The sequence below is a fragment of the Flavobacterium sp. KMS genome (genome assembly GCF_000813005.1).
Taxonomy (GTDB): domain Bacteria; phylum Bacteroidota; class Bacteroidia; order Flavobacteriales; family Flavobacteriaceae; genus Flavobacterium.
In genome coordinates, this window is sequence record NZ_JSYP01000041.1 from 1 (window position 1) to 14,371 (window position 14,371).

9 protein-coding genes are annotated in these 14,371 nt (G+C 33.1%); all 9 read left to right on the plus strand.

Features of this window, described 5'->3' with window-relative positions; genetic code table 11:
• Positions 1-2,917: T9SS C-terminal target domain-containing protein (locus OA93_RS23595; RefSeq protein WP_039116709.1), on the plus strand; the 2,917-nt coding region annotated here is incomplete at its 5' end.
• Between the two features lie 70 nt (positions 2,918-2,987).
• Positions 2,988-3,917 (plus strand): type IX secretion system membrane protein PorP/SprF, encoded by a 930-nt coding sequence (locus OA93_RS23600; RefSeq protein ID WP_039116710.1) that lies wholly within the window; start codon positions 2,988-2,990, stop codon positions 3,915-3,917.
• Positions 3,918-3,929: 12 nt separating this feature from the next.
• A complete protein-coding gene (locus tag OA93_RS23605; RefSeq protein WP_039116712.1) occupies positions 3,930-5,870 on the plus strand; it encodes an OmpA family protein in 1,941 nt (646 codons plus the stop codon).
• 253 nt (positions 5,871-6,123) lie between these two features.
• A complete protein-coding gene (locus OA93_RS23610) occupies positions 6,124-6,774 on the plus strand; it encodes a response regulator transcription factor (protein ID WP_039116714.1) in 651 nt (216 codons plus the stop codon).
• A 202-nt stretch (positions 6,775-6,976) separates the two neighbouring features.
• On the plus strand, positions 6,977-7,918 hold the full coding sequence (locus tag OA93_RS23615; protein ID WP_039116716.1) for a hydrogen peroxide-inducible genes activator: 942 nt from the start codon (positions 6,977-6,979) through the stop codon (positions 7,916-7,918).
• Between the two features lie 194 nt (positions 7,919-8,112).
• The gene (locus OA93_RS23620) at positions 8,113-8,460 is read left to right on the plus strand and encodes a hypothetical protein (protein WP_131474526.1); all 348 of its coding nucleotides are present in this window, start codon (positions 8,113-8,115) and stop codon (positions 8,458-8,460) included.
• A gap of 267 nt (positions 8,461-8,727) precedes the next feature.
• Positions 8,728-10,944, plus strand: a complete 2,217-nt coding sequence (katG, locus tag OA93_RS23625; protein WP_039116720.1) for a catalase/peroxidase HPI — start codon at positions 8,728-8,730, stop codon at positions 10,942-10,944.
• A gap of 624 nt (positions 10,945-11,568) precedes the next feature.
• Positions 11,569-13,050, plus strand: coding sequence for a tetratricopeptide repeat protein (locus OA93_RS23630; protein WP_117590115.1), 1,482 nt, complete (start codon positions 11,569-11,571; stop codon positions 13,048-13,050).
• A gap of 96 nt (positions 13,051-13,146) precedes the next feature.
• Positions 13,147-13,806, plus strand: coding sequence for a hypothetical protein (locus OA93_RS23635; protein WP_039116724.1), 660 nt, complete (start codon positions 13,147-13,149; stop codon positions 13,804-13,806).
• Positions 13,807-14,371 lie beyond the last annotated feature (565 nt).

Here is a 14,371-nt window from a genome sequence, read left to right on the forward strand (position 1 = left end):
GTCAGCAGCTTCAGCTATTTCAACAATAAATGTTCAGCCTGTAACCCCAGTAGCACCAACATTAGGAGCTGTAACACAGCCTACATGTGCCACAGCAACAGGAAGTTTCACAATTACCAACTATGATGCGACTTACACATATACATTTACACCAAATACAGGAGTTAGTATCTCAGCATCAGGAGTTGTAACAGCACCAGAAGGTAACTATACAGTAACGGCAACATTAGGAGCTTGTATTTCACCTTCGGCTAGTACAACTGTTAATGCACAACCAGTTACACCAGTACAACCAACATTAGGAGTTGTAACACAACCAACAACTTGTGCTTCTCCAAATGGAAGTTTTACAATTACCAACTATGATGCGACTTATACGTATACAGTTACACCAAATACAGGAGTAAGCGTCTCTGCAACAGGAGTTGTAACAGCACCAGAAGGTAACTATACAGTAACGGCAACATTAGGAGCTTGTATTTCACCTTCGGCTAGTACAATTGTTAATGCACAACCAGTAACACCTGCAATAGCATTATTTAGTGCAGTAACACAACCAACTTGTTCTACAGCAACGGGTAGCTTTACCATTACCAATTATGATGCTACTTATACGTATACATTTACACCAAATACAGGAGTTAGTATATCAGCAACAGGAGTTGTAACAGCACCAGCAGGAGGATATACCGCTACAGTTACAGATGCAACTTCAGGATGTACGTCAGCAGCTTCGGCTAGTGCAACTGTTAATGCACAACCAGTAACACCTGCAATAGCATTATTTAGCGCAGTAACACAACCAACATGTTCTACTGCAACGGGTAGCTTTACCATTACCAATTATGATGCTACAAAAACATATACGTTTACACCAAATACAGGAGTAAGTATATCAACAACAGGAGTTGTAACAGCACCAACAGGAGGATATACCGCTACAGTTACAGATGTAACTTCAGGATGTACATCAGCAGCTTCGGCTATTGCAACAATTAATGTTCAGCCAGTAACGCCAGTAGCACCAACATTAGGTACTGTAACACAGCCTACATGTGCCACAGCAACAGGAAGTTTTACTATTACCAATTATGATGCTACTTACACGTATACATTTACACCAAATACAGGAGTAAGCATATCAGCTACAGGAGTTGTAACAGCACCAGAAGGTAACTATACAGTAACGGCAACATTAGGAGCTTGTACTTCACCTTCGGCTAGTATAATTGTTAATGCTCAACCTGTTACACCTGCACAACCAGTATTGAGTACTGTAGTACAACCTACAACTTGTGCCATGACAGCAGGAAGTTTTACAATCACTAATTATGATGCAACTTACACGTATACAATTATACCATCTACAGGAGTAAGTATATCGGCTACAGGAGTTGTAACAGCACCGGCAGGAGATTATACAGTATCAGCTACATTAGGAGCTTGTACTTCGGTAACTTCTTTAAGTACAAAAATTAATGCAGCACCGTCTGCACCTGCAATAGCATTATTCGGTACAGTGACTAAACCAACGTGTACTGTTGCTACAGGTAGTTTTGCAATTACTAATTATGATGCTACAAAGACATATACTTTTACACCATCTACTGGAGTTAGTATCTCAGCATCAGGAGTTGTAACAGCACCGGCAGGAACATATACAGCAACAGTTACAGATGTAACTTCAGGATGTGTTTCATCAGTGTCTGATGATGTAGTAATACAATCTGTAATTTGTGCCAAAATAGATGATTACACTCCAATGCCAATCATAGGAAGAGATGGAGGTACAACATTGAGTGTACTAAGAAATGATACTTTGAACGGATTAGCAATCATTGCATCTGAAGTGAACTTATCAGAAGTAAATGTACCAACAGGATTAACATTAAATGGTGATGGAACAATAACTATAGCTCCTAACACACCAGCAGGTATTTATGTTGTTACTTACAGGATTTGTGAGAAATTGAATCCATCAAATTGTGATACAACAACTGCCACGGTAGTTGTAGTTACAGCTAGAATTGATGCAATAGTCGATGATTATTCTGCAACACCTATCAATGGGAAAAATGGCGGTACAACTACGAGCGTATTAACAAATGATACTCTTAACGGATTCCCTGTTATACCTGCTGAGGTAAACTTAACAGGAGAAAATGTACCAACAGGATTAACCTTAAATGCAGACGGAACTATCACGGTAGCACCAAACACGCCAACAGGTAATTATGTAGTTACTTACAGAATCTGTGAAAAGTTAAATTCATCAAATTGTGCTACAACAACTGCTACAGTAGTAGTAGCTACAACAGTAATTCAGGCAAACGATGATGATTATACTGCAACGCCAATTAATGAAAAAGATGGAGGTACAACGCCAAGTGTATTAACAAATGATACCCTAAACGGAGTACCAGTTATACCATCTGAAGTAAACTTAACAGAAGTATCTGTTCCGGCAGGATTTACATTAAATACCGATGGTACAATCACGGTTGCGCCTAATACGCCGGCAGGAAACTACACCATTAGTTACAGCATCTGCGAAAAAGCAAATCCAACAAATTGTGATACAGCGACAGTTTCAATAGTTATAGATCCATCTTGTATTATAGAAGTCTTTAATGCTGTTTCACCAAATGGAGACGGAGAAAATGATGTATTTAAAATTGATGGATTAGAATGTTTCCCTGATAACACAGTAGAGATTTATAATCGTTGGGGAGTTTTAGTATTTGACCAGGATCATTATAATAATTCAGACAGAGTCTTTAAAGGAATATCTGAAGGACGTGTAACGATTAATCAAAGTGCAGAGCTGCCAGTAGGAACTTACTATTATATTCTAAAATATAAAGACAACGCTTCAAATGCACATTCGAAAGCAGGGTACTTGTATTTAAACAGATAACAGATAAATTTAAATTAATCCCTGAGAGCTGGGGAAACTTTTCTTCTCAGGGATTTAAATAAAAAAACAGATGAAAAAAATAATATTAAGATTTGTTTTGCTACTGGCAACAATCGCAAGTTATGGACAACAAGACGCACAGTATACACAGTATATGTATAATACTATAAACGTCAATCCGGCCTATGCAGGATCAAGAGGAGTAATGAGTATTTTTGCTTTGCATCGTTCACAATGGGTAGGACTGGATGGTGCACCAGTAACTAATTCAGCATCGATAAATACCCCAATAAATGGAACTAATTTAGGAATAGGAGTTTCAGTTGTTAATGACAGAATTGGCCCATCAGACGAAAATAATATTGCTTTAGATGTTTCGTATACTATTCATACATCAGAGCGTTATAAATTATCTTTTGGAATAAAAGGAACAGCTAATTTATTGAATGTTGATTTCACCAAGTTGAATCAATACGATAAAAATGACTATGTTTTTGAAACCAACATTGATAATAAATTTTCGCCTAATATTGGAGCAGGAGTGTATTTGCATTCAGATAATACTTATGTTGGTTTGTCGGCACCACAATTGTTAGAGACCAAACATTTTGACAGATATGCTGATGCAGGGTCAAATAGTCATGTGGCTAAAGAAAATATGAATTTGTATTTAATTGCAGGTCATGTATTTGATTTAAGCTATAATGTAAAATTCAAACCTTCTTTGCTAACCAAATACGTACAAGGAGCTCCTTTGCAAGTAGATGTATCAGGAAATTTTTTAATCAATGAAAAATTTGTTGCAGGTGTTGCTTATAGATGGAGTGCTGCATTAAGCGCCATGGTAGGATTTCAGGTAAGCAATTCTTGGTTTATCGGGTATGCATATGACTTAGACACCACCCGATTAGGAAATTACAATTCAGGATCACATGAAATCTTTTTGCGATATGAATTGTTCAATAAATATGATAAAATGATATCTCCAAGATTCTTCTAAACTACTACTATTATGAAAATAAAAACTCTACTTTATAGCACCATTTTTAGCGTTCTGGCTTTACATAGCTATGGACAAAAAGCAGGAATAGTTGCGGCCGACAAGAAATATGAAAGATATGCCTATGTCGATGCTATTGCCATCTATGAGCGTGTAGCCGAGAAAGGTTACAAAGACGAAAAAATGTTTCAAAAGCTTGGTAATGCTTATTATTTTAATGCTGAATTACCCCAAGCTGAAAAATGGTATGGTGAACTTTTTGCTATGAACCCAAACCAGGAACCTGAATATTATTATCGTTATTCTCAAACACTCAAGTCTGTAGGTAATTATGCCAAAGCAAACATGATGTTAGAGGAATTTAATAAGAAATCAGGTAATGACCTAAGAGCTAAATTATATGAGAATAATAAAAATTATCTGGAAATAATTACAGCCAATTCAGGTCGTTTTGATATAGCTGATCTCGGTATTAATTCTGCATCTTCAGATTATGGGAGCTCATTTTTAGACAATAAATTAGTTTTTGCCTCAGCAAGAGATACAGGAGGAGTTTCTAAGAAAGTGTTTAGCTGGACCAATCAATCGTTTACTGATATATATACTTCTGAAATAAAAGCTGGAGGAGAAATGGGGAAACCTGAGCGCTTTAGTAAAAAAATAAATTCAAAATTTCATGAGTCAACACCAGTATTTACAAATGATGGTCAAACGATGTACTTTACCCGAAACAATTATTTGAACAGTAAAAAAGGAAAAGACAACAAGAGTATAACACTATTAAAATTATACAAAGCAACACTAACAGACAATCAGTGGGGTAATGTAACCGAATTACCTTTTAATAGTAATGACTATAGCGTTGCACATCCTGCATTAAGTTTAGATGAGAAGACATTATACTTTGCCTCAGATATGCCAGGTACATTAGGGCAGTCAGATTTGTTTAGTGTAAAAATTAACAGCGATGGCAGTTATGGTGTTCCAATGAATTTAGGAAAGACTATTAATACTGAAGGAAGAGAAAGCTTCCCATTTATATCTGGAGATAATGAGCTTTATTTTGCAAGCGATGGACATCCCGGGCTTGGAGGTTTAGATGTATTTGTATCTAAAATAGGAAATGACAACAGCTTTGGCGAGGTTCAAAATGTAGGTGCTCCAATAAACAGTTCTCAGGATGATTTTGCTTTTTTGATAGATAGCAAAAATCGAAATGGGTTTTTCTCTTCCAATCGAAGTGGTGGTAAAGGATATGATGATATTTATCGTTTTTTAGAAATGCGAAAACTAATTTGCGAGCAATTATTATCCGGAATTATAACAGATCGTGAAACTGGTGCTGTCCTTGCAGACTCAAAAGTAAGCTTGTACAACGAGAAAATGGAGTTAATAACTACCACAACAACCGATGATAAAGGAAGTTATAAATTTGATGTAGTGTGCGGGAAAATATATTCAGTACGAGCAGAGAAAAAAGACTATGAAACTAAGGAAGAAAGAATTACGATAAATAATGCAACGGGAAAAACGGTGCTATCATTGCAGTTAGAGCAACGAATCAAACCTATAGATGTAGGTACAGATTTAGCAAAAACCTTAAATATACCTATTATCTATTTTGATTTAGATAAGTCATTTATTCGCAAAGAAGCAGCCTTCGAACTAGAGAAAGTACTTGCTGTAATGCAACAATATCCAAAGATGAAAATCGATGTTCGTTCGCATACCGATAGTCGTGCAACATTTAAATACAATATTGCATTATCAAACAGAAGAGCCAAATCTACTATCGCATGGTTAGTGAAAAACGGAATTTCTTCAAGCAGGCTAACAGGAAAAGGTTATGGCGAATCGCAATTGGTAAACCATTGTTCTGATGGGGTAAAATGTACCGAAGAAGAGCATCAGGCTAATAGACGCAGTGAGTTTGTTATTGTTTCGATGCAATAGTGAAATAATGTTACACTATTAAAATTACATTTATTTCAATAAATGATGGCATAAATATTTAGAAGGGATAGGCGATTTAGGATAATGATTTTAATTATTATTACAGCTGACTCCCTTCTTCTTAAATTAGATTTGTAATTGTCATATTTATTTTAGTATTGAGTCAAATCTTTAAATTGAAAATACAAATAGAGCCGTTATTCTCTTTACAATAACATTTTCCCCTTTTCAAAGTAAATATATTTAACCTAAAATGAAACAATCAAATAATTTTTGTTTTGTAGTTGCTGATCGTCATTGTGTAGTCCGGCATGGACTTTCTCTAATTATAAAAGAATCATTCTCAAACCCTGTAGTTTATCAAACAAAAAAATTTAGCGATATTATTAAAACCCTTACAGAAACTAAAGTTGATTTATTAATTCTGGATGTGAATTTTCCAGAAGGCAGTAGCCTGAATATTTTAAAAGAAATAAAAACAATTCAGCCCAATGTAAATATTTTAATATTCTCAATCTGTGATGAAGATTCGTATGCGATGCGATACTTAAACGCTGGAGCATCAGGGTTTCTAAGCAAGGAAAGCTCAGAAGAAGAAATAAAAAATGCCTTAAATGCAATGATTTTTTCAGGTAAGTTTATTACACCTAGTTTAAAAAATAAAATTTTAGAGTCTTGCATCTCAAAAAAACCAGTTAATCCATTAGATCTTTTATCTAACAGAGAACTTGAAATTGCTCGTTTACTAGTCGATGGGTATGGAAATTTAGAAATAATGGCATACCTAAAAATAAAATCAAACACTATTAGTACTTACAAATTTAGAATTTTTAAAAAATTAGAAATAGATAATTTGGCTAGTCTAATAAAGCTCTTTTTGCAATATTCAGATGTAGTAAATTAGTTAATTTCTATTCAAAAAAAATCATACAGAATTATGAATTCATTATTTATCTAATTTGTTTTAATGAATTAGTAATGAGTGATTTTGTAATGATTTGTTGTTGTTTTTATAAAGTTTCATCTTTAAAAAGACAAAAGTATATTTGCAGACTTATACGCGTAAACTAATAAACTTAATTATTATATAGATAAAATCTAACACAGTGAATATACAGCAATTAGAATACATAGTTTCATTAGATAAGCATCGCCATTTCTTAAAAGCATCAGAAGCCTGTTTCATTACACAAGCGACCTTAAGCGGAATGATTAAAAAACTGGAAGATGAACTCAATGTCATATTATTCGACAGGAGTAAGCAACCAGTTCGACCTACAGACATTGGCATGAAAATAATAGAGCAGGCAAAAATTGCTTTGCAGGAAACCAACAGGATAAAAGAGATAATACGTGAAGAAACAGGTGAGGTGAGGGGAGATCTCCGAATAGGAATTATACCATCACTAGCTCCATATTTATTACCTCTTTTTATAAAAGATTTTATGGCAAACTATAAAGAAGTTAAGTTGGTCATTAATGAGTTGACTACCGAAAAAATTCAGGAGAAATTGAAGGATGGCTCAATAGATGTAGCCATATTGGCAATTCCATTATTAGATAAAGGTTTAAAAGAAGAAACCTTATTTTATGAAGAATTCTATCATTATGGTGATTTGAATGCTGCTTCGGCTAAGAAAAAATACATTGTTCCGGAAGATATAAATCCTAATAAATTGTTACTGCTGGAAGAAGGGCATTGCCTTAGAAACCAGATTGTAAATTTATGTGAATTAAGAACCAAAGGAGCTTCAGATCTAAAAATAGATTATCAGTCGGGTAGTATCGAGACCCTCAAGCAAATGGTAGATTTGAATATGGGCACAACGATTCTCCCAGAGTTAACAGTACTAGCGTTAAATAAAGAACAAAAGAACAAGATTAGCCGTTTTGTATCCCCATACCCAGTTAGGGAAATAGGATTAGTTTATTACAATCATTTTGTAAAAAAAAGACTGATTGAGGCATTAAAAAAATCTATCCTTGAGACTATTCCCGACACCATGTTATTGAAGAAAAATATGTCTATTATTCCAGTAAAACAATAGTCACTTTGTTATAATCTGAATAGCACAAAATAATAAATAAAATAAACGCGTATGAATCGTTATTGAAAAACTTTAATAGCCATTTCTGGATTATTACTAATGACAGTTTGTAACAAAACTGAAAAAAAACAAATTCAGGAAAAGAAAGTACATGGAGAAGAATAAGTTAAATAGATGTAACGTTTAAATAATAAATGATGGAATCAAAACAGGTAATAGTGTATGATAATCAGCATGGTTATTCTAGATTTTTAAAAAAAGAATTTGGAAAAAGAATAGATTTCGAAGTTTATAAAAAATTTAATTTTATTAGTGATTTTGATAACAGTAAAAGTGATTACTCATTTATTTTTTTTGTAATTTATTCCGAGAATGATTTATTAGACTTTATTAAAATACATGACCAAGGACTTCCTATTGTCGTTTGTAGTTCTAAAGGAGTATTTGATAAGTTTGACAATAATTGCGGAATAAATTTCATTGATATTTCTAAACCTAAAAAAGAACTAGTAAATGATTTTCAATCTTTTCTTTATAGATAACAACAAGCCATCAAAGAATACTAATATCTCATTTTTAGACTATTGATTAACTATTAGTTTTTAACTATATTATCATAGAAAATACCAGTTTGATTTAGATATACTTGTTTTGTAAATTTGCAAAGAACTTGTTTACTGGGTCTTACAAAATAAGTAGAGATGATTTGTATTTTAATAATATCTTAAAATAAATACTTTATTTCGTTGCTTTATGGGTATCCTTTATGTTTATAAAATGTAGTTATCAATAATAAATTCATTAAAAAAATGGAAAATAATTCAAATGATATTAGTAAGTGTCCATTCCACAACTCAAGCAAAGAGCAAAGTATTGCGAATGGAGGCACAAAAAATCAAGACTGGTGGCCAAATCAATTAAAAGTTAATATACTACGCCAACATTCTTCTTTATCAAACCCGATGGGTGAAGACTTCGATTATGCCGAAGCTTTTAAAAGTCTCGATTTAGAAGCCCTAAAAAAAGATCTTCATTTTCTTATGACTGATTCACAAGATTGGTGGCCAGCAGATTTTGGACATTATGGAGGTTTGTTTATTCGTATGGCATGGCATAGTGCTGGTACTTATCGAGTAGGTGATGGTCGTGGTGGTGCAGGAGCAGGACAACAGCGTTTCGCTCCGCTTAATAGTTGGCCTGATAACGTAAACCTTGATAAAGCCCGAAGATTACTTTGGCCTATCAAACAAAAGTATGGAAGAAAAATTTCATGGGCAGATTTGATGATACTTACAGGTAATGTTGCACTGGAATCTATGGGATTCAAAACATTTGGCTTTGCAGGTGGTCGTACAGATGTATGGGAACCAGAACAAGATATATACTGGGGGTCTGAAAAGACATGGTTAGCTGGTGATGAAAGATATGCAGATAGTAATAGTGCTCGTAATCTGGAAAAACCACTTGCAGCAGTCCAAATGGGTTTGATTTATGTTAATCCAGAAGGACCAGAGGGACAACCAGACCCAATAGCTGCGGCCAAAGATATTCGCGATACTTTTGGACGTATGGCAATGAATGATGAAGAAACAGTTGCTCTTATTGCAGGAGGTCACACTTTTGGTAAAACACACGGAGCAGCACCAACCGAACATGTAGGAGGAGATCCGGAATCTGAGAGTCTTGAAACGCAAGGTTTTGGATGGAAGAATAGTTTTGGTTCTGGAAAAGGTGCAGATACAATCTCAAGTGGTTTAGAAGTAACCTGGACAAAGACACCGACTCAATGGAGTAATAATTTCTTTGAAAATCTTTTCGGTTTTGAATGGGAACTTTCCAAAAGTCCAGCAGGTGCACATCAGTGGGTAGCAAAAAATGCTGAAGCTTTTATTCCAGATGCCTATGATAGTTCAAAAAAACATCTTCCAACGATGTTAACTACCGACTTGTCTTTAAGATTAGATCCTGAATATGAAAAAATATCACATCGCTTTCTAGAAAATCCTGATCAGTTTGCAGATGCATTTGCCAGAGCATGGTTTAAATTAACCCATCGTGATATGGGACCACGTGCTTTATATCTTGGAACAGATGTACCTAAGGAAGAGTTGCTTTGGCAAGATCCAATTCCAAGAGTTGACCATGACTTGATAAACGAAAGTGATATTACATTGCTTAAAGCAAAAGTATTAGCTACTGGATTAAGCATATCAGAACTTGTATCTACCGCATGGGCTTCAGCTTCAACATTTCGAGGTTCAGATAAAAGAGGTGGGGCTAATGGTGCACGAATTCGACTAGCTCCTCAAAAAGATTGGGAAGTAAATAATCCTGCGAAGTTGCAAAAAGTATTAAATGTGTTGGAAGGTATTCAAAGAGAATTTAACCAGACACAATCTAATACTAAAAAAGTTTCTCTTGCCGATATTATTGTATTAGCAGGTAGTGCAGGAGTAGAAAAAGCGGCCAAAGATGCTGGAAGCAACATTAATGTTCCTTTTGCACCAGGTCGTATGGATGCTTCACAGGAACAAACGGATGTAGAATCATTTGGATTCCTGGAACCAATAGCTGATGGTTTCCGAAACTATAAAAAAAGTAAATACACTGTTGCAACTGAGACATTATTAATAGACAAAGCACAATTATTAACACTTACAGCACCCGAATTAACTGTACTTGTAGGAGGAATGCGTGTATTAGATTCCAATTTTGATGGTTCTAAAAAAGGTGTTTTTACAGAACGTCCCGAAGTATTAACAAACGATTTCTTTGTAAATCTGCTAGATATTGGTACAGTTTGGAAAGCAGTTTCTGAGGATAAAGAAGAATACAACGGACATGACTATATAACTGGAAAAGTGAAATGGACAGGTACACGTGCAGATCTTGTATTTGGTTCTAATTCAGAACTTAGAGCTCTAGCCGAAGTTTATGCTAGTGCAGATGCTCAGAAACAATTTGTTACTAACTTTGTTGTAGCATGGACTAAAGTAATGAATCTAGATCGCTTTGATCTGCTATGATGTAGTATATCGTACAGACAACCATTATAAATAAAAAGTTGTTAGTACAGAATGAAGAAAAGAAACAGCCTTAGGGCTGTTCTTTTTTAGATAATAAATCTCCATAAAAGATTGTGAGTTAATTAATTCTTGTTCGATTTGATTGAAAAGTAAGGTTAAAACAATAATTAATTGTGAGGAATATTCCTGTAGTACAAAATCTACAGAGCAATCGTTCACAGTTCTACTGATTTATAATTTTATTGATGCTATTTTTGCATGCTGATAAAACACCAGTTTTTAAAAGTTTTAAATCCCACTAAATCGAAAAAAAAGTACTTACCATAAATACAAAAATCTTAACCTAAAACAGTATCCCACGTCTATTTTTACAATAAATAAAGGCTTTTTTATACCATTAGCCTTATTATTGATTTTATTAAAACTAGATGTAAAATCACAATAACGCTTTAGTTTATGGCGAGTGTTTTTTATAAAGTTTACTTAATAATTTGCCAATAAGATTTATCGAGAGAATAAAGTAAGAATTAAAGCCATTAATAAAATTGGTAGTACTCAACGATCAGTAAAACTAGTAAAAGTAGAGGTAATGCCTAATAAAAAAAGAATAAATGAATAAACAATATGTCCCAAAATAAGTTTTTATTAGTAAAATATATACGGTTATATTTTACTGTTTTTTATATTGTTTTTGGGTTATGGAATAGTTATGGTCAAAGAAAAAATTTGACTGTAAAGGAAATAGATAGCACTTTAAATTCGGTAAATCAGTATTTAAAAAAATCACCAAATGAAGGTTATGAAATTTCAAAAAATATATATCATATTGCACTAAAACAAGACTATCGTGTAGGTTCGTGCTTCGCTTTATTAAACATGGGAAATTGTAAAGGGAAACTTCGTGACTTTGACAAGGCATTAAATTATCTAGAACAATCCAAAGAGATAGCCCAAGAAATAAGAAATGATTCTCTTTTGCTTTATGCAGATTTTGTTATTGCAGTTCAACATGGGAGAATGCACCTTAATAAATTAGCACTCTCTCAATTAGATAATTGCTTAACAAGAGTTAATTGTTTAAAAGGAAAATCAAAATACTGTTTTTTAGGTAGAGTGTATAGTTTTAAAGCTTGTTTTTCAGCTGGTCTCAAGAATAAACCGACTGTTGATGAATTTATAAAGTTACATAAAAAAGCAGCCTATTATTTTAGTAAGAATCCACGAGTTCCCAATTTTGCTTTGGTGAATATCGGAGATACATATATGTCAGCGGGCAGACTTGATTCAGCCGAATACTATTTTAAAGTGGCATTATTAGATTATAAAAAAAAGAACATAAGCTGCACAGAAATAGTATTAAGTAATCTAGGTGAAATTTATTATAAAAAGAAAGATTATGCTAGGGCAATTACATATTTAGACAAATCTACTGTCGTGGCCAAGCGCGAAAAAACTTATTACATTCTAGAATACAATTATGGATTATATAAAAAAATAGCAGAAGAAAAAGGTTTAAACCAGGCAGTATTTGATTATCAAAAACTAGAATTAATTTATAAAGACAGTACTCAAATAGCTGAACAAAAAAGTATGATTGCGGCAACTAATTATGTTGTTTCAAAAGCAGAAGCTGAAAAGGAAGTATTAGTAAACAGAAGTATGATTTTATTAATAATTGCAGGCTTACTTATAATTAGCTTGTTGGTATTTTCCTATTGGCAGTTTTGTTATAAAAATAAATTAAAATTAGATACTCAACAAAAGAAGAAAGAAATAGAACAAAAAGCGACTCAAATTGTATCTCTAAAACAGAAAGTAACAACATCATATGATGAGGTAATAGAAATGGCTAAAAAGAATGATCCATTGTTTGTAGTTGTATTTAAAGAGTTGTATCCTGATTTTTATTTAAAATTGATTGCCATACAACCCGATTTAACGATTACCGAACAAAAAATTTGTTTTTATCTTAAACTTAAATTTTCAACTAAAGAAATTGCAGATTACACTTTTGTTACCGCTAAGGCAATACAGAATAGGAAAAATCGCTTGCGGAAGCGTCTTTTTCTGAAGGAAGGAGAAGATATTTACAAATATTTCGACTAACTAATATATTAAAGATAGTATAAGTAGAGACTGAGCGGATTAGATATTCGAAGGCTACTTATCTTTTAAATTTAAGAACATAAAAAAATAAAACAAATGAAAAAAACAATTTTGATCGTTGGAGCCATTGTAGTAATAATTTTACTGGCTGGAATTTATAAATTCAATTTTACAAATGACGACATTTATGTGAAAGATCCTGAGGGAAAGTCTATACCACCTATTGATGAAGCAAAAGACATTAGTAAGAATACAGATTCCAAGGAATTTAAAACTAAGACAGGAAAAATTATCATTATTACCGAAACTCATCCAGTTGGACAAAGTATTTCGTCTATAACCATTACCACAAAAGGATTCAAAGAAAATAAACTCATTGAATTAAGTGATATCGATCCAATTGAAAAAATAGAACTAAAAGATTTAGACAACGATGGTTTTGAGGAGATATATTTGTTTACTCGATCTGTTGGATCTGGAAGTGGAGGTGATTTTTATGTATATGGCTCGGACAAAGATGATAGACTAATGGAATATGAAAAAGAAAAATTAGATGAAAAAGAATATCTAAAAGGAGGAAGACTAGAAGGATATATGGGACATGACACTTATTTCTTTGATCAACAAATGTTAGTAATGGAGTTTCCAATTTATAAAGAAAATGATGCAAATTTAAAACCTACTGGTGGGACAAAAAAAGTATATTATATGTTGAATCAATCAAAGTTAAAAATTAAAAAAATTGATATAAACTAGCATAAAGTTTTACAATCTTAGAATACGTGTAAGTTATCGTAAATAGGTTTTTAATTCGCAGATGATGAGATAATATAAATAAGTATATTTAGCCAGTTGCTTCAAATCCTGAAAAAATTGGTTCGTAAAGACTGTCAAGAAGCTCCATTGTTACAAATGGAGTTTTTTTATGCTTTATTTTTATTGAACGGTTTAGATTTTAAAAATTCTGAATCGCCTATACCTATATATAGTAGGTATGAAACAATAATTAAAGTGACTAAATTCGGAAAAACTCAGTCTTTTTAATAGTGACATTGCGAAAAATACATGTATAATAAGAAAATTCTTAAAAATGTAAAAAATGGATGGAATACAAATGTTACATTATCAGGTTGTTAGTAAAAAGTTTTAAAAAACATTCAAAAAAGTCTGTAAAAAGGCTTGCGAATCTAAATAAAGGGAGTACTTTTGCACCCGCAATGAGAAACAAACGAAACGAACAAAGCGAGAGTCACACAGAGTGAGACACATTAAAAAGAAGAACACGTTCCTAGACATATTGAATTGACAGCCGTTTTAAGAG